15 protein-coding genes and 1 tRNA gene are annotated in these 18,267 nt (G+C 60.8%); 5 read left to right on the top strand and 11 right to left on the bottom strand.

The annotated features are described in order from the left end of the window. Positions 1-2: 2 nt before the first annotated feature. The 11 genes from pglX to CKO25_RS18240 form a co-directional block, all read right to left on the bottom strand. Entirely contained in the window at positions 3-4,124 is a 4,122-nt protein-coding gene (gene pglX, locus CKO25_RS21345; RefSeq protein ID WP_443080764.1) for a BREX-1 system adenine-specific DNA-methyltransferase PglX, read from the bottom strand. Between the two features lie 77 nt (positions 4,125-4,201). After that, positions 4,202-4,651: a type II toxin-antitoxin system VapC family toxin gene (locus CKO25_RS18285; RefSeq protein ID WP_200389397.1), complete on the bottom strand. Its 450-nt coding sequence runs from the start codon at positions 4,649-4,651 to the stop codon at positions 4,202-4,204. After that, positions 4,651-4,938 (bottom strand): hypothetical protein, encoded by a 288-nt coding sequence (locus CKO25_RS18280; protein ID WP_200389396.1) that lies wholly within the window; start codon positions 4,936-4,938, stop codon positions 4,651-4,653. The genes CKO25_RS18285 and CKO25_RS18280 overlap by 1 nt, the downstream gene beginning before the upstream one ends. Positions 4,939-5,022: 84 nt before the next feature. Next, positions 5,023-5,424: a PIN domain-containing protein gene (locus tag CKO25_RS18275; protein ID WP_200389395.1), complete on the bottom strand. Its 402-nt coding sequence runs from the start codon at positions 5,422-5,424 to the stop codon at positions 5,023-5,025. Further along, complete coding sequence (locus CKO25_RS18270; RefSeq protein WP_200389394.1) at positions 5,421-5,651, bottom strand: AbrB/MazE/SpoVT family DNA-binding domain-containing protein; 231 nt, start codon at positions 5,649-5,651, stop codon at positions 5,421-5,423. Before CKO25_RS18270 ends, CKO25_RS18275 begins: the two co-directional genes overlap by 4 nt. Before the next feature lie 90 nt (positions 5,652-5,741). Next, a complete protein-coding gene (locus CKO25_RS18265; RefSeq protein ID WP_200389393.1) occupies positions 5,742-5,957 on the bottom strand; it encodes an AbrB/MazE/SpoVT family DNA-binding domain-containing protein in 216 nt (71 codons plus the stop codon). Between the two features lie 54 nt (positions 5,958-6,011). Then, on the bottom strand, positions 6,012-9,593 hold the full coding sequence (gene brxC / locus CKO25_RS18260; RefSeq protein ID WP_200389392.1) for a BREX system P-loop protein BrxC: 3,582 nt from the start codon (positions 9,591-9,593) through the stop codon (positions 6,012-6,014). Between the two features lie 20 nt (positions 9,594-9,613). Next, entirely contained in the window at positions 9,614-9,775 is a 162-nt protein-coding gene (locus CKO25_RS22015) for a four helix bundle protein (protein WP_371829728.1), read from the bottom strand. A gap of 50 nt (positions 9,776-9,825) precedes the next feature. Next, entirely contained in the window at positions 9,826-10,413 is a 588-nt protein-coding gene (locus tag CKO25_RS18250) for a DUF1788 domain-containing protein (protein ID WP_242467723.1), read from the bottom strand. Further along, a complete protein-coding gene (locus CKO25_RS18245; protein ID WP_200389389.1) occupies positions 10,410-11,018 on the bottom strand; it encodes a DUF1819 family protein in 609 nt (202 codons plus the stop codon). Before CKO25_RS18245 ends, CKO25_RS18250 begins: the two co-directional genes overlap by 4 nt. A 289-nt stretch (positions 11,019-11,307) precedes the next feature. Continuing rightward, a tRNA-Thr gene (locus tag CKO25_RS18240) sits at positions 11,308-11,383 on the bottom strand. Between the two features lie 246 nt (positions 11,384-11,629). Here CKO25_RS18240 and CKO25_RS18235 point away from each other — a divergent pair. The 5 genes from CKO25_RS18235 to CKO25_RS18215 all read left to right on the top strand — a co-directional run. After that, the gene (locus CKO25_RS18235) at positions 11,630-13,120 is read left to right on the top strand and encodes an FAD-linked oxidase C-terminal domain-containing protein (RefSeq protein ID WP_200389388.1); all 1,491 of its coding nucleotides are present in this window, start codon (positions 11,630-11,632) and stop codon (positions 13,118-13,120) included. 11 nt (positions 13,121-13,131) lie between these two features. Continuing rightward, the gene (gene ruvB, locus CKO25_RS18230; protein ID WP_200389387.1) at positions 13,132-14,226 is read left to right on the top strand and encodes a Holliday junction branch migration DNA helicase RuvB; all 1,095 of its coding nucleotides are present in this window, start codon (positions 13,132-13,134) and stop codon (positions 14,224-14,226) included. A gap of 157 nt (positions 14,227-14,383) precedes the next feature. Beyond that, on the top strand, positions 14,384-15,436 hold the full coding sequence (locus tag CKO25_RS18225) for an FAD:protein FMN transferase (protein ID WP_200389386.1): 1,053 nt from the start codon (positions 14,384-14,386) through the stop codon (positions 15,434-15,436). 85 nt (positions 15,437-15,521) lie between these two features. Next, positions 15,522-17,501 (top strand): sensor domain-containing protein, encoded by a 1,980-nt coding sequence (locus CKO25_RS18220; protein WP_200389385.1) that lies wholly within the window; start codon positions 15,522-15,524, stop codon positions 17,499-17,501. Positions 17,502-17,687: 186 nt separating this feature from the next. Then, a partial coding sequence (locus CKO25_RS18215; protein WP_276569049.1) for a pilin occupies positions 17,688-18,267 on the top strand: 580 nt, incomplete at its 3' end.

Below are 18,267 nucleotides of genomic sequence, written 5' to 3'. Positions count from 1 at the left end.
GATCAGTCACTTTTCTGCCCCGTGACCGTCTTCACCTCGGCCAGCAGGTTGCCGAACTTGCCATAGTTGACCTTGACGCCGTCGTCGAGATCCAGGGCGATGCGCTGATCGGCGTAGTGGCGGAGTTGCTCGTCGAAGCGGCGCAGCTCGTCGAGCTGTTTGACGAGCTTGTCGCGCTCCTTTTGCAGGCGCTTGGCCTGAGCGCTCGTGCTGGCGGACTGGATGTCGTCACTGAGCTTGTCGATGCGGGCGGCCATCTTGCTCTGCAGCGGCACCACGTACTCCATGCGCATTCGGGCCAGGGTACCCTCGTGGTAGCGGTGCAGGTAGACGAGGCACTGGAAGGCCTTCTGCTTGCCGCTGGAGAAACACCAGTAGATCGGGCGGTTTTTGTAGGTTTGGAGATGGTTCTTGAAGAAGCGGTCGCTCAGATAGCGGCGGATGGTGTCGCGGCTGGATTCGCCCTTCTTGGGGGAGAGGTTGTTGGCTAGGAAGCTGAGGTTCTCTTCTAAATGAGTGGTGAGTGATGAGTGGTGAGTGGTGAGTGGGGTGTTTTCGGATGCGTCGATTTTTCGCCGATCCCTTTCCCCGTCTTCACTCTCCACTCTCAACTCACCACTCTCCACTTCCCCCCATGCGACCGCGATGAACTCGACCAAGCGGTGGGCGGCATCGTCATCAAACCAATCGGTGTCGGTGATGGGGAGGATGCCGTCTTCGTCTGGGGGGAAGGGGTTAGGGGTTAGGGATGAGGGGCGAGTTTGCTTTGCAGCGCATTGAGCATCTTCGATAGCTCCGTCAGTAGCGAGAGAATCGTTTCGACTTGCGGATTCGTAACGTAGCCCAGCCTGATGGCGATCAACGTCTGCGTTTCCACTTCGGCCCTCGACCCCTGGGCGATCGAAAGGAAGTTCCGATACTCCGCCTTGATCTGGCGTGCATGACCCTCCGCGATGTTCGATGGTATCGAAACTGCTGCTCGCCGAATTTGATTGCTCAGACCGTAGCGTTCCTCCGCCGGAAAGGTCTTGGTCATCCGGTAGACTCGCTCGACCAGCTCCATCGATTTCTGCCAGACGATGAGATCCTGATAACTCTTTACTAACCCCTCGCCCCTCATCCCTCATCCCTCCCTCATAGATTTCCCAAAACCGCTCATTCCCCGAGTGCGCATAAACCAGCCCCGGCCGATCCAGCCGATACCGGCCCATCATGCAACCGATGGCGTAGGACACCAGTTCCTGCATGGTGTCTTCGCGGAAGCGGGTCTCCAGTTCCTCGCCGAAGCCGTGCTCGACGGACCAGTCGTCATCCGCCAGTTTCTTTCCGTAGCGGTAGGCGGGGTTCACCGTCAGTGTGATCTGCTCGATGGGGACGTCGGGGGTGAGTTCGTCTTGCAGGCCGTAGGCGTTGATAAAAAGGCGATTGTTCTCTCCTTCGATCCGTTGCATTTCGGTGATGGTTTCGCGATTCATTGTCGACCAGGCTGAGTAAGTGACTTCTAGAAGTGACGCGGGCTCGGCTTCTACAGCCAAAAAGGGGAAGGATTGAAAATCCCACGAGCGTTCGTAAACATCCCAATCCCCTTCACTTAATTTAACTAACGCATCTACAGATTTTTCAATCTCTGGATGAAAGCTGTTAAAGTCGGCCTTCAAGAATGGCAGCTGATAGAGGTCAATAAGATTAAAACTAAGTGTTGGGTTGATCAAGCCGCAGAAATAATTTGCTACTTTGCTGTTCAAGAACGCCAAGAGGACTTTGTCATTCGAAAAGATTGTGGGTGCCCTGGCTGCAAAAATAAGCCCCGACCGTTGGTAACGAAAGGAAATGGGACCACTGGTCACATCACCCCATGAAATACCTTCTTTGAAATAGAGTCCCTTTTCTCTAAGTCGGTAATTAATGTCATCTCTCGCAGCATGTTCCGCACCATGATTTACATATCTAAGAACGGTTGTATATCGGCCTGACCATTTTCTAAAACCTTCCTCCTTATTCATTGGGAAAAATTTCTGACTAGCCAAAGTCTCCTTTTCACTTGTGCAATTAAAACCAATCGAACTGAAGTCAAGCTCATACCAGTATTTCAGGAAAAACTCGTCATCTCCAGTCATTACCCCGGATTTCGCAGAATAAATGTCACCCAATGCTGGCGATGATGCAAAAATATCCATCACGAAACGAGGTACCCAGAAGGCAATAGTGCTGCTAGGGAATTTACTGAAATCGTCACCGATTACCTTGAAGCGATCCTCGGCAGGTTGAGTTAGAAATACTTCTTCCTTATTCGCCGACTGCGAGGCTCCATTGAGGTCAATATAAACCCCACTCATACCCTCGACATGACGATTAAATATTGAAAATGCGGTCGCCTGTGCAATCTTTGAGTTCATTGACGGGAAACTGTTGTACCCAATTTGGGCCATAGTCACTATGCTTTTTTCCCTCAGTAGCCGCTCTCGCATATTTTGAAAGGAAGAAAGAAACATCCAGCCCAGCATCGTCACCATGGCGCTGTATCCGGTAGATTTCGTAAGCGTATAAGCGCGCTCCATGAAGCACGCGAAAATGTCGCTCTTAGCGTCGGAAAAAGAGTTCGTTGCAAATGCTCGAAGAAGACCGTTCATCCCTCCGCTACCCATGTATGGCGGATTCGCCACCACCGCATCAAACTGCATCCCCAGCACTATCGCCTGCTGCACCAAAGGCAGCACATCCTGCGCGGCGGCCTGGGCGTAGAGGTCACCCATTTGCATGGATTGATGCACAATTGATTGCAGCTTGGGCAGATTCGATGTGTGCTTTTGGCCAGTTTGTATCAATGAACCAAAGGTTTTGGCGTGTTCAAAGGTGTCTATCAGCCAGCGCAGTTGGGCCACTTCGACCAGCTCCGCGCCTCCAGCATTGATGGCCTGGGCGAGCATGTCGGCATCCAGCCCTTTGCTCTCTTGCAGGCTCAGCACATTGAGCTTGGGCGCTTGATCGAGTAAGCGGCGGTCGTCGGCGCGGGCTTTCATCAGCAGGGCAAAGCCGGCCATTTGCGCGGCGCGGTCGTCAATGTCCAAGCCGTAGAGGTTCTCCTCCAGAATCAGGCGCGGGATGGCGCGGGCCTGATAGCCGCGTTCCAGGTAGATGGCCTTGAGCACGTCGTAGGCCACCACCAGAATGTGGCCGCTGCCGCAGGCCGGGTCGAGCACGGTGATGGACTCAGGACTCAAGCTGCCACCGTCTTCATCCATGCGGGTCTGGATGAGGGCATTGAGCTGCGCTTGCACCTCGGGCGTTTGCTCGGCGGGCTGGATGTAGTACGGCCACTGGCTGGTCAAGGTGCTGGCCGGGTTGGCCATGAGCCACAGGCGGCCCACGCTGTTTTGCACCAGGTACTGCACGATCCAGTTGGGGGTGAAGAGCTGGGTGGCGGCGGGGATGTCCTCGCTCTTCACCACCTTGCCGATGACCTGGTCCTTCTTCTCGGAGATGTAGAACTGGTAGAGCCAACCGATGATCTCGATTTCTTGCCAGTTGTCCTCGGGGATGGCGGTGACCAGCTCGCGGATCAGGGAGTCGGTCTGGAGCAGGTTTTCCGGCAGCAGCAGCTCGGTCGCGTCGTCGAGGGACTCGAACAGGAAGGGCATGGCCTGATGCAGGGCGCGACACTGAGCCAGCAGGAGATCACGGTAGAGTTCCTCGTCGCGGGTGCCGTCGAGCTTGAGGTCCATGACCCGAGCGCGGTCCAGACCGGGCAGATCGAGGTGGTGGGCGTGCTCCAGAATCTCCGGGAGCGCGCTGCCGCCGGGGTGGCTCAACACCCGGAAACTGTGGTCCAGATAGCCGTGCAACTCCATGTAGCGGATGGCCGCGAAGCGGTTGAACCAGGTGTAGGCGGTAGCCTCCATCACCGGCTCAAAGCCTTGTTGGGCGATCCGCTTGGCGAGCTTCGCGCGCTGGCCGCCGACCGACTTGGGGTAAGGCTGCCCCTCGATGAAGACTAGTTGCCCCTCATCGCGGATGGGCGACACCCCCTTGGCGGTGAGCCCGAGCTTGGCGGCACGGCGGGTGACGGCGGCGATGAAGTCGCGCCGGGCCTTGGGGGCGTAGGTTTTGAGCTTGGCGGTCTGCATGGGGGACGTGGTGAGTGGTGAGTGGTGAGTGGTCGCTGGACTCGAGGTGGGATCCAGAACAGTGATGGCTTCGGGGTTCAGTATGGGGGGCTTTCCGGATTGTCCGGGCGCAGGCAGACCGCTGCGATTCCAACTTGCTGGCCGGCTTTCACGAGTCGCTCGTCCAGGCTTAGGATGATGCAGGAATGACGGTGAGAAACGGCAAGGTGCAAGGCGTCTCCGGCGCGTAATCCCAGCCGCCAGTTTTGCAGCAACCGCGCGGCATTCCGGTAATCGTCTTCCAGCACTTCCAGGTGCACAAAATGATCGCGCAGCCTCTCGTACTGCTCCAACGTCTTGCGCCGGTCGCTTTCCTCGATCTGTCCCGTTCGACATTTGATCCCAAGCCCCGACATCAACTCGGTTTCAGTCCATGCGCTCAAGGCTAATGGTGTATGGGCGGGATCCCGCAGCGATCGATCAGCCTGATCTGAATACTTTTCCGGAACCAGATAGGCGATCAAGACGCTGGTATCGACGTAGTGCATCAAAAACGATCCTGTTCGCGCATCGCCCGACAAAACTCTCCCGCGCTGATGGTTTGCATCGGCAAAGTGGCGCGGAATTCACTCAGATCGGGAAGACCAGGTGCAGCGGATGACGTGGTTCTGACGTCTCCGGATTCGGGAGCCTGGTCGGCACGCGCGGCCTTGGTGGGCTCAGATCCTGGGTGAATCGCAGTTGGCTCATCCAGCGGCCAGACGATGATCTCGGTCTTGCGGTGGCGCAAGGCTTCAGGGATCGTAATGCAATCCGGCGTATCCTCGAAAATCATGCGGACGGGGTTCATGGTTCTTGCCTATTTCTGAAAACAGGTCACGCCGAACAGACGGCGAAGCGGTTGTCGGATCACTATCCACTATCCACTATCCACTTCGACCGGCATAGCGCCGGTCAGCTTGGCGAGGCGCTTGTCAAAGGTATAGAGCGGTAGCTCCCGCGCCTGGCAACCGGCCAGGATCAGGCAGTCTGAGAAGTCGGCGCCGGATTCACGGAACAGACGCAGAGCGGCGTTACACCTTTGCTCCTCCTCCAGGGTAAAGGCCGCGTTGGCGAGGAGGTGGTCCAGCGCCTGCATCACGTCGGACTTTGGTAGGCCGTAGGCGCTTTCCAGCACCCAGACCGTTTCGACCAGAACCACCGAGGGCACGAAGACCGCGCCGGCGTCGCTTACCAGCGCCCTGGCGGCGATCACCTGTGCGGGCTGACTTGGCTCATCGACAAGAATGCGCACCAGCACATTAGTATCAACGGCGATCACTTGCCCGCCCGGCTCCGAATGGCCTCTTCCATCTCCTCATCCGCCACCGAGACCTTAGCCTTACAGATGCCAAAGGCGGCTTCGACACGGCGCTCACGCCGCACCAGGCGCACCTCTCCATCCTCGACAAGGAATCCGACCTGGTCCCCGGGATGAAGGCCCAGCCGCTTGCGCAGTTCAACCGGTATGGTGACCTGTCCCTTGGTTGTAAGGGTCGACGTTTGCATGATGCTCTTTCCGGTATTGGCGTTACTTTTCTGGATTGTAATACCATCGATCAAATTCGCGCCCAAGGGTCGACGGGGGCTCTTCGGCCACTACCGTTCCAGGCGATCTGTCCGATCCCGGTAGTTGCTGATATCCGCTCCCTTGGCGATTCCCCGCATCTCAACCAGATCGGGGATGGGGACCAGGGCAATGATGTCGCCCTTGGGGATCACCGCGAACCTCTGACCGGCCTGAAGATGCATTTCCTCGCGGATCGCTTTGGGGATGGAGATCTGAAACGGATCGGACAGGATGACCGAGGCCATAGGTCTCACCTTTCGAGTGACTGATCGATCTGCATGTCGTAGAACATAGCAGCTTCAGCGAATCTCCACGCGCTCGTCGTTGGCGATGGCTGACTCCAGTACGCTCCGCAGCTTGTCCAGGTAGGCGTCGATGTCGGCCTGGGTTTGGAGAAAACCCGTGGGTGCAAGCCGCGCCGCCTGGACGATGCGTCGCTTCTTGACGTAGACGGGTGGTTCCTTGTCACCGATTTCGGGTTGTTTTCTCGGCTTCGACGCCGCTTCGATCCTGTCGATCGCCTCGTCCGCCAACTCCTCCGCACTCGGCTGTGCCTGATTGATGTGCGCGATGCTGGTCTGGGTTTCGACTTGGTGCTTCAGGGTCTGCAGTGGGTAGAGGCTCTCGTTTCGGAGGTCTTCGGATGCTTGCGCGGCATCAAGCTCCGCCTTGACCTTGGTGATATGGGCGTCGATGCGCTGAAGGACATGGTCGCGCCGCTTCGTGATCAGGGCGGTGTTGACGCCCTCGACCGTCTGGATCAGGGATTCGGCATCCTTGAGCATGCCGTAGGGCGCGGCGGCGTCGAGGATCTCCTTGATACGCTTGAGTGCCGCGGCAGCGGTCGCGTCTTTGTCCAGCCAGGCGCGGTTGAGTTGGAACCGGGCATGCGCCTTGCGCAACTTCTCCCAGGTCGGGCGCTGAGTGTCGTAGAAGTTCGCCAACTCGTGGACGCTGTCGGAGAGGTCGAGCAGGTCGGCCTTGCGCTCCAGGAACGCGCCGATCAGGCCGACGCTCTCTTTCTCCGCGAGGAGCTTGGCGATGACGCCCAGGGCATCCGCGATCTCCTGAGCGCCCGGATAGTCTCCGGTGTCGGCCAGGGTCTTGTACTGGGTCAGGTCGGTGCGCCAACCATCCAGCCGCTCACGAAGAAACGCATCCACGGCATCCTCGCCGTCGGGGGCGATCTGTCCGAAGACGTCCTTGGCGAGTTTGCGTGCCTCTTGGATCTGCAGGTCATCAACCGCCTGACGCTTGACGACGGTGATGCGCTTCCATTTGCTCGGGGTGATGACGGCGTCGTAGATCTTGTCCGTTGAAAGGGTCGCGCCGTCCATGACCAGGCTAATGTCGCCCTTCCTGACCAGACGGGCCACCAGGAGCACGACCTCCCAATCCGGCCAGCCGTAGGGCCGTCGCCCGAAGCGCCCCTCCACCAGGTCCTCCAGGATCACCTGCTTGTTGGCGCTGGACATCATAGCGACGTAGGTCTGCACCTCGCCGAGGGCCTGCTGGTTGCCCTGTCCGGCCTCCAATGAGAAACCGAGGTCGTCGACGTCGGTGGCGCTCAGCACGGCCTTGATCTCGGCCTGAGTGTTGGCGGAGAGCTGGGTGAGGTAACCGAGCTTGTTGAAGCTGTTGCGAATCAGGTAGGTCAGGGCATCATTTAGGGCCGCGGCGGCCGTCCCGCCCTTGGGCTGGATCGGCTGACCGACGGCATAATAGCCGGCCTCCTTGACAAGGTGCTCGAGGTGAAGGACCAGGCGCTGACGGCGCTCCCGGTTCTCCTCTTGGCGCTCGCGCAGGATCTTGAGAGTGGTGGGGGCGGCCGTGCCGTCGTTCTTGCGGCCGACGTATCGGTCAGTCTGCAGATAGGTGCGCAGCTCTCGCGCCAGGGTCTTGTCGTCGTCCAGCCGCACGATGAGCTGGCCACCCTCGACGGCGCTCTGCAGGGTGCACTTGCCGTCGTCGTAGTAGGCGTCATCATCGGCCAGCGGCGTAACCACGGACAGCACCAGGTCACCGTCCGTGCGGGTGCCGTGGGGGTGCAGGTCGCACAGACGGTTGATGCCGAAGTCCTTGTTGTTGTCAGGGAAGCGGTGCTTGCGCAGGCCCTTGAGCACGTCCTCGAAGATCAGCTCGCCGAGGAACTTGGCCTCCTCCGCGGAGCTGAGATCGACGTCCTTGATCTCGCGGCTGATGTCGCGCTCCTCGTTGGTGAGGAAGAAGAAGTCCTCGCCGTTGCGCCCGATCAGGGTCTCCTTCTCCAGGCGCTGGAGGCTCGCCTCGATCTGGTGGCGCAGCGCAAGTCGGTCCGCATCGATGCGGTCGACGAACAGGGTCACCAGGTTGTCGACATTGCCGCGGATCTCGTCGACGTAGCGGATCAGGAACAGGGTCTTGAGGACCAGGACGTCGAAGCCCTCCAGCTTCTGGTTGGCGGCCGCATTGTCGATGGTCGACTTGACGATGCCTTCCAGAAAGCTCTCGATGGCCGGATAGAAGCGATACAGGGGCGACAGCGCGCCGATCTCCTCGCCGGACAGCTGGACGGCGGCGGACTGAAAGGCGTCGAGCATGGAGCGCTCGCCACGGGCCAGGTGCAGCCCGGTGACCCCGTGGCGACGGATGGCCTCGAAGACCTTCTGCACGAGTTGGAACTGGTAGGGGGCAAAGGGGTAGACGCTCACGAAGTCTAGCTCGTCGGCGTAAGGCTTGAAGGTCATGCCGACGTTGCTGAAGCTGAGCTGGTTCTTGAGGATGTCGGCCTTGACGCGGTAGAGGTCCGAGAGCGCGGAGCAGGCCCCATCGGTCTTGCTCAGGAGGCGCTTCTGGATGACCTCGTCCACGTTGGCGCTCGAGAGCGATAGGCGGGTCCTGAAGCGGCCCTGGATCTTGGAGAAGTCATTGGCTTTGGAGGCGCGCACCTCGCCCAACACCGCGTCGATGTCCTCCTGGGAGGTCACCACGACCCAGGCGCGGCCACCGCACGCGGTGCCGAGATTCTCGGTGATGGTCTGGAGATTGAGCATCAGATGGGTGTCTTGGCCGATGAACTGGCCAACCTCGTCCACCAGAAAGACGATGCGGTGGCTCGGGCCGCGGCTGTCCAGGTATTCCCTGACCCAGCGAGAGAAGTTCTCGACGGTCAGCAGGGATTTGAAGTCGTCCTCCGATTTGTCGAGCCAGGCTCGCGCGCCCTCGGGGGTCTTGCCCAACGCCTCCGAGAGGGCCTGCACCAGCTCATCGGAATAGAAGCTGTACCCATCGCGCTCCAGCTCCCAGTCGACATCGGCAGCGGCCCGGAAGGCCGACTTGAAGGCATCGAGCTTGCCGCGTGTGTCAAGATGCCGCTCCAGGTCGGCCAGATGCGGATGATCGCCGCTGTACCCGAGCTTCTCGTTGAAGACCTTGAGAAAGACCCGGAGGATGGCGTCGCGCCCGCTGCTGCTGTCCGCTTTGCTGTCGATGTTGAAAAGGATGACGTCGACATCGGTGCCGACAGCGCGCTTGATGTCGCCCGCGAGCATGGCGTCTTGGATCTTGCCGTCGAAGAACTCGATCGCACGTTTGGTCTCGCCCGAGCGGGTCACCGTGCGGTTCTCCAACAGATAGGAGAGGATCTTCAGGAAATGGGATTTCCCGGACCCGAAGAAGCCGGAGATCCACACGCCGACCTTGCCTATCACATTCGGATCGCCCGCACGATCGATCGCATCCAGATAGGCGCCGAAGAACTTGCGGAAGTGGATGTCCAGCTCCTTGGTGACGACGTACTCGTCCAGCTCCTGCCAAACGGATTCCGTGTCGGCCTGGTCGGCCTTGATGACGCCGTTGATGGGGCGATCGATCGGCTTGGTGAAGAGGTCCTTGATCAACATTTTTTAGTGGTGAGTGGTTTTTAGTGGATAGTGGATAGTGGATAGTGGTTGGTTGTCGAGGGATTCGAACCGATAACCCGATGCATCCGGCTTGTCAGCGCATACAACTCTTCGCGGCCAAAAGTACGGATCAATCGATAAATCTCGATCGCCAGTTTCATTGACCTTTCCCAAACGATCACGTCCCGATACTCCTCAATCAACACCGCCACACCTCCTATCCACTCACCACTCACCACTCACCACTATCCACTAACCGAAACGCGCGGTAATAGGGTTTATCGGCGAGCGTACCGAACAGCCGCAGGGATTGCCCGTCGTACACCCCGGGGTAGAACAGCACCAGCGGAGTGCTGCCCATGCGGTGGTGGAGATTGTTGAGAAGGTTGTGGGTGCGCAGCAGAGGATAGGCGCTGCCGACCCCCGAGACGAGCACGAGATCCTGTTCGTCGGGCTTGACCGCGTCCGTGAAGACCTGCGCCAACTTGCCGGACTCCAGCGGCGCCGAGAGGGCTTTCAGCAGGGCTTCGTCGCCCTTGATCTTCTGAACATCCAGCGCCTTCTCGTAAAACCCGCGGTGCTTGAGGTGGCGGATGATCAGATCGAATAGGTTGATGTGAGCGAAGCGCAGCTCGGGTCGACGTTTGGGGATCTGTGCGAGGAGAAAGACGATGTGCTCGCGCACCTCCAACTCCCGGTCCGGGGGATAGTCGAAGGCGTAGAAGGGGATTTCGTTGCCGAGTCCCTTGCCGTGGAGAAAGTCGTCCGCCGTGATCCGGTCGAGGATCCGGTTCAGCCGATCGTTGAAATCGTGATTCATTCCGTCAGCTCCATGCATCGGAGCGCGTAGCTCCGCTCGGATTCCTTCAGGTACCGCGCAACCTCCGGGGAAAGGCGCACGGGTTTCAGCAAGCGTGTTCGTGAATCGGACAGGTAACCGGCCTCGGTCATCATGCCGAACACCCGCGTTCTTAGGCTGGCCAGAGTCCCTTCGGACCACTCGGGCATGAAGAGCTCGCGGCTCCGGCAGTCCTCCAAGTAGCGATCCCAGTGCTGGGGCTTGAGGGTCTTCTCGAAGCGCCGATAGAGATCGCGCACGACCAGGTCAAGGAAGTCGCCGATCAAAGGCGAGTAGGTGATGGTCGCGGCGAAAACCGCATGAGTCGCCACCGGCGTGCTGCCATCGCGAACCAGGCGCCACAGATCCTCGGTCATGGTCTGCAACCGGGCGCGGATCAGCGCGGCCTTCGTCGAGGCGGTCGTGCGCGATCGCTTTGCCAGGGCGTTATCGATCTCGATGGCCTGTTTCCAGCCCGCGGCGTCGATGCCCTCAAGGAGTAGACCGGCAACGATGCGGCTCTCCGGGACCATCAGACCGCCTTTGGTGAAGTTGGCCTTGTAACGGTCCTTTGACGTGCGGGTCATGCACCCATCCGGCCGACGCAATGGCTGTCGATGTCACGGATTGGCCTCCTGCCGAGTCGCTGGGTTCCTCTCCCTTGTTGCCGCCCCGGCGAAAACCCCGATAGGCAAGCCGGAGCGCGTTCCCTGAGACCGGTCACCTCACGAGGCCCTCACCAAAGTCCACCCTCACATCACAACGCGGAAGTCCGAAACAGGTCAAACGCTGCTGGATTGTTACCCGAAGCGTTACCCGAGGCCGATTTCGACCAGGAGAACGGAACTGGTGATCAATCCAACAGTTTGTTTTTATTGGAGCTGGCGGACGGATTCGAACCGACGACCTGCTGATTACAAATCAGCTGCTCTACCAACTGAGCTACGCCAGCGAGGCGGGACGCGGAAGTGATGCGGTCGCACTTGTGAGTGCTGACCGAGGGGCGATTCTACAGCGAAGCGGCGGTCGCACTCAATGCGCGAGCCGCACACCCGCAGTAACCTATCCCGCCTCGCTGTTCCTACCCTCAGGTCGAACCGTGAACAGGAGGCGGCCATTCATGAGGAAGTGTTTACTCCGGAGCCCTCTGGCCCTAGGCTCCGGGAATGACTCTTCGACTTCGAGATCTGTCCCCATCATGAGCCTGATCCAACCGCCCCAGATCGATTTCGATGATCCCGTGCTCCGCGCGACCCGCGCCGATCTCGTTCGCGAGTTGCGGGCGTTTTTACCCGCGGATGCGGTGCTTGAGCAACACGAAGAGGTTCAACCTTATGAGTGTGATGGGCTCTCGGCCTATCGCCAGTTGCCGCTATTGGTGGTGCTACCGCGAACGGTCGAGGATGTGCAACGTATCATGCGGCTCTGCCATGCGCGTCAGGTTCCGGTGGTGGCGCGCGGCGCGGGCACGGGACTGTCGGGCGGGGCCTTGCCTCGCGGGGATGGCGTGCTGCTGAGCCTGGCGCGCTTCACCCGGATCCTCGAACTCGACCCGGTCGCCCGCACGGCACGCGTCGAACCGGGCGTGCGGAACCTCGCCATCAGCGAAGCGGCATCGGTGCATGGTCTCTACTATGCCCCGGATCCATCGAGCCAGATCGCCTGCACCATTGGCGGGAATGTGGCGGAGAATTCCGGTGGTGTGCATTGCTTGAAGTACGGACTCACGGTGCACAATGTGTTGGCGGTGACGGTCGTGACGGTCACGGGCGAACTCGTCACCTTGGGTTCCGCCGCGCTCGATTCCGCCGGCTATGATCTACTCGCGCTCTACATCGGCTCCGAGGGCATGCTGGGGGTGACGGTGGAGGTCACGGTCAAGTTGCTGCCGGTTCCCGAGCGGGCGCAGGCGATCCTCGCCGTCTATGACGATGTCGAGAAAGCCGGACAGGCGGTGGGCGACATCATTGCGGCGGGGATCATTCCGGCCGGCCTGGAGATGATGGATGGGCCGGCAATTCAGGCCGCCGAGGATTTCGTGCATGCCGGCTATCCAACAGACGCGGCGGCGATCCTGATCTGCGAGATTGACGGCACCCTTCAAGAGGTCAGCGAAGAGATCGCGTTAGTGCGTGAGCGACTGCTGCAAAGCGGCGCGACCGAGGTACGCATCTCACGCGACGATGCGGAGCGGATGCGCTTCTGGAAGGGACGCAAAGCCGCATTTCCAGCGGTCGGCCGCATCTCGCCTGACTACTACTGCATGGACGGCACCATTCCCCGCCGCGCCCTGCCAGAGGTGTTGCGTCGCACCGCTGAACTGTCTCGGGAATACGGACTGCGGGTCGCCAATGTCTTCCATGCCGGCGATGGCAACATGCACCCCTTGATCCTGTTCGATGCGAACCAGCCGGGTGAATTGGAGCGGACCGAGGAACTCGGGGGGCGCATCTTGGAGTTGTGTGTCGAGGTCGGCGGAACCATCACGGGTGAGCACGGCGTGGGCATCGAGAAGATCAACCAGATGTGCGTGCAATTCAGTCCCGAGGAGTTGCGTCAATTCCACGCCATCAAATCCGCTTTCGATCCGCACGGATTGTTGAATCCGGGTAAGGGCATCCCGACTCCGAAACGCTGCTCGGAATATCGCCAGCTTCCCGGCCAAACCAAACAGGTGCATTCACACTGACCAGCGCCCCCATGACCAAGCCCGAACGCCTCATCACCCCAGAACCCGGCCGTGACGAACCGGCGTTCGACCGTGCGATTCGTCCGCGCAAGCTCGCGGACTATGTCGGACAGCCCGTGGTGCGGGATCAGATGGAGATTTTCATCGGCGCGGCGCGAGCGCGGCGCGAGGCCCTCGACCATGTGCTCATCTTCGGGCCGCCGGGGCTCGGCAAGACAACGCTCGCGCACATCATCGCGCACGAGATGCAGGTGAATCTGCGCCAGACCTCGGGGCCGGTGATCGAGAAGCCAGGCGATCTCGCGGCCATCTTGACCAACCTCGACGCCGGCGACGTGCTCTTCGTCGATGAGATCCATCGGCTCAGTCCCGTCATCGAGGAGGTGCTCTACCCCGCGATGGAGGACTATCAACTCGACATCATGATCGGCGAGGGTCCGGCCGCGCGCTCGATCAAGCTCGATCTTCCCGCCTTCACCCTGGTCGGCGCAACCACTCGCGCCGGGCTCTTGACCTCCCCCCTGCGTGACCGCTTTGGGATCGTCCAACGGCTCGAATACTACGGGGCCGAGGATCTCGCCTGGATCGTCCGCCGCTCGGCAGGCATCCTGGGCATCGAGACCGAACCCGCAGGCGCGGCCGAGATTGCCAGACGCTCACGCGGAACACCCCGCATCGCCAATCGCCTGCTGCGGCGCGTGCGTGATTATGCGCAGGTGCGGGCGCAGGGTCGCATCACGGCGGAGGTCGCCGATCTAGCCCTCGATCTGCTCAAGGTCGACCACCAGGGATTCGATCAGATGGATCGGCGGCTGCTCGATGCCGTCATCAACAAATTCGACGGCGGGCCGGTGGGTGTCGAGAGTCTCGCCGCGGCGATTGGTGAAGAGCGCGGCACCATCGAGGACGTGCTGGAGCCTTTTCTGATTCAACAAGGGTTCTTGATGCGCACGCCGCGCGGACGGGTAGCCACGCAGGCGGCCTATCTACACCTTGGACTCAAACCGCCGCAGCGCCGGGAGCCGGCCTTGATACCCGACCTCTTCGACCCGGCGGCGGTAGCAGACCCCGATGAGGATTCAGCAGAGCGGGACTCGGGGGGCTAATCCATCACGATGCGAGCGGCACCAGTGCCATCCCGGGAGCCGAGTCATGATCGCCCGAATGGCATCGCATGCTGTCCATCGTGGTGGATCTGGTCTTGTTGCCGATCACAAGCACGGCTCGATTGACTCAGGGTCGCCCTTGGGTAGAGTACCCATCATGAACCACGCCCATCCTGCATTCCGTCTCACATCCTCGCTGTCATGGCTGCTGCTCCTGCTGTTGCTGATCCTCCTAAGTGGCTGCGGCCAGGATCGAGACAGCGTCCTCGAACTGCGCGGCGCGACCATGGGGACCTTCTATAGCGTGAAGCTGATCGCGCTGCCCCCGACCCTCACCGCCGAGGCCTTGCAGCAGCGGATCGACGCGGAGCTCGAACGCGTGAATGATCTGATGTCGACCTATCGTCCGGACTCGGCCCTATCACGCTTCAACGCCAGTCGCTCAACGGACTGGTTTGCGAGCGAGCCGGAGGTAGTCGCCTTGATCGCGAAGGCGCAACGCATCCATGAACGCAGTGCGGGGGCTTTTGATGTCACGGTCGGACCCTTGGTGAATCTTTGGGGATTCGGCCCCGAGTTCCAGAGCTTCCGCGTTCCGGACGCGGCGGCGATCGCGCACGCCCGCGAGCGAGTGGGCTCCGATCGTCTGACAACACGCGCGGATCCCCCGGCATTGCGCAAGACGCACCCGGAGTTGTTTGTCGACCTCTCCGGGATCGCGAAAGGCTATGGCGTCGATCGCATCGCAGCAATCCTCGACGAGGTCGGCGCTACAGCCTATCTCGTCGAGATTGGCGGCGAATTGCGTGCGAAGGGTCGGAAACCCGGCGAACGACCTTGGCGGGTGGCGATCGAGCGCCCGCAGACCGATGGTCGTGGCATCGATCGTATCGTCGCGCTCGAGGATGCGGCCATGGCGACCTCGGGTGACTATCGGAACTTCCATCGTGAAGACGGCCAGATCTACTCCCACACAATCGACCCGACGACGGGGCGGCCGGTCGAACACGAACTCGCCTCGGTCACGGTGATCAGCGAGGACTGCGCCAACGCGGATGCCTGGGCGACGGCACTCTTGGTGCTGGGACCCGAGCAGGGCTTCGCCATCGCGGAATCCGAGGGGCTTGCCGCCTTCTTCATCCGCCGCGACGACGATCAGTTCACCCATCGAGCAACCTCCATGTTCGATGCCCGTACGACAGGACCTTAATCACGGCCGTAACCGCTGCGGGCGTTGTTCAGGCACGACATCAGATTGGCGGAGACCTATGCGATATCGCGGTACACGACAGTTGATGCCGCCCTTGATCATCACACTCGCGACCCTCCTCGGCGCGCTTGACGTCTCGGCCGGAGTCGTCGAGCAGATCCCCCCGTGGGATGGGCAGCTCGAGATGCCGAACGCCACCTGGACTCTCAACCTCAGCCCGATCGACGGCTGGGATGATCCGCTCGGGTTCGGTGTCCGGATTGGCATGGGTCTGTTCCTCGGTCTGCTTTTCAGCCTCCTGTTGGCGACGCTGGCAAAGCTGCTCGCCAATGCACGCACCCAGAAGGCGCGGCTGGCGATGAAGGTCGCCGAACGCACAGCCAAGCTTCGTGCGCGCGCGGCTGACCTGGAGCGCGCGGAGGAGATCGCGCAGGTTGGGAGCTGGGATTTCGATATCCAGTCAAACTGGGCAACCACTTCGGCCGTCGCCAGCCAGATCATCGGCGTGCCGCCCGACACGCCCGTCAGCCTTGACGCTATTCTGGAGAGGGTTCATCCACTCGACCGCGCAACGGTTGAGACGGCCTGGCAAATGGCGCTGCGGGGCGAGCCCTACGACGTGGAGCACCGCACCCTTGTCGACGGCAAACAGCGCTGGCTGCGCCAACGGGCGGTTCTCGAATTCGACAGCGACGGGCGGGCGCTGCGCGCCGTCGGCACCGTCGAAGACATCACCGAGCGCAAGTCGGTCGAGGAGGTCTTGGAGCGAGAGCGGCGTCTTCTCGAGCAGGCCGAACAGATCGCAAACATCGGCTCCTGGGAGTGGGATGTCGCCGAAGATCGCTGGACACACTCCGCGGGCTGGAAGACGATCCACGGGATCGATGAGCAAGTCCCGCAGTCCTCCGAGGAGATGATGACGCTCGTCCCGATAGCGGATCGCGATGCGGTGCAAGGCGCCTTAAACGCAGCCTTGGACGGACATGACTCTTACGACATCGAGCATCAGATCATCCGCCCGGTCGATGGTGTCGTGCGGCAGGTGCATGCCGTGGGCGAGGTGATCCGCAACAACCAGGGCGAGATTCTGACCGTGCGCGGCATCGCGCAGGATATTACGGCGCGCAAGGAAGCCGAAGCGGAGCTGCGCATCGCCGCAATCGCCTTCGAAGCACAAGAGGGAATGCTGGTCACCGATGCGCACGAGCACATCCTGCGGGTCAACGCGGCCTTCACACGGTCCACCGGCTACACGGCCGAGGAGTGCGTCGGCAAAACCCCGAGGCTGCTGTGCTCGGCTCGGCACGACCCGGATTTCTTTGCGCAGATGTGGGCGCGCATCGAACACCAAGGGCACTGGGAGGGCGAGATCTGGAATCGGCGCAAGAACGGCGAGACCTTTCCGGAGTGGCTGACCGTCACGGAGGTGCGCGACGATCTCGGGCTTGTGACCCACTATGTCGGCACCCTAACGGACATCAGCCAACGCAAAGCGGACGAGGCAGCGATTCGCCGGCTTGCCTTCTATGACCCTTTAACTGGTCTGGCGAATCGCCGGCTGCTACTCGAGCGGCTGAATCAGACGCTGGCTGCCGCGGCACGCACGGGCAAGCACGGCGCACTCATCTTCATCGACCTGGACCACTTCAAGCAGCTCAACGATACCCGCGGTCACCAGATCGGCGATCTGCTCTTGGAGGAGGTCGCACGACGGCTGAACCTGACGGTGCGCGAGAGTGACAGTGTCGCGCGACTCGGCGGGGATGAGTTCGTTGTTCTACTGCATGATCTCGGCGCGGATCCGGCCCAAGCCGCTGCGCAAGCCGAAGGGATTGGCGAGAAGATCGTCGCCGCCTTGGGGATGCCCTACCTGCTCGCAGGCACCGAGTACAACAGCACCCCCAGCCTCGGGATCGCCATGTTCGACCATGAGCCGCCGACTACCCAAGACATCCTAAAACACGCCGATCTGGCCATGTACCAGGCCAAGTCCGCCGGGCGTAATCGCCTGCATTTCTACGAGCCTAGAATGCAGGCGAGCGTCAACCCAACGCTCCGCGCTTGAGAAGAAGCTGCGTATCGCCATCCAGGAGGGCCAGCTTGTCCTTCACGATCAATCGCAGTTCGACACGCTAGGCCGTATCATCGGAGTTCTTGAGGATTCAAACGATGGCGCGATCGCCGACATCGAGACAACCGATCCAAACGCTGATCGGTGTGGATTCAAGGAATGGCATCCGTTGGAGATCACATGATGACTGAAGGCGTGAACAGGACTCAGCGGAACGGCGGCTTCGTCTATCGAGAACCCAGCCATCGACAGCCTGGCCGGCGAGCGCCCCGGCGCGAGCGGGCCTTCACCTTGATCGAATTGATGATCGTGGTGGCGGTGATCGGCATCCTTGCCGCCATCGCGTTGCCCGCCTATCAGGACTACACGGTCCGCAGCAAGGTTAGCGAGGGACTCCTGTTCGCCTCCGCGGCCAAGATCGCGGTGGTCGAGACCTTCGCCTTCACGGGCGCCCTGCCCTCATCCAACGAGGCGGCGCGGTTGACCGAGGCATCCAACATCAACGGGAAGTACGTCGCGCAAACCGAGGTCCAGAACGAGGGGGAGATCTGGGTGCGCTTCAACGACAGGGTCCCCCAACTCAATGGCCGGCATGTCGTCCTCGCCGCTCAAGTCCAAGGCGGCGCCATCAACTGGTGTTGCTCCAGCCCTGATCTCGAAGCACGCTATTTGCCTGCGACTTGTCGGGATTCGAGTTGTGGAACGTCCTCGACACCACAGCTGCCGACACCGCCCCACACACCCTCTCCTCCCCCAGAGA

Source organism: Thiocapsa imhoffii, assembly GCF_016583985.1.
Classification (GTDB): domain Bacteria; phylum Pseudomonadota; class Gammaproteobacteria; order Chromatiales; family Chromatiaceae; genus Thiocapsa; species Thiocapsa imhoffii.
The sequence above is the reverse complement of the archived record's forward strand: the minus strand, read 5'-3'. Positions and strand labels throughout refer to the sequence as shown.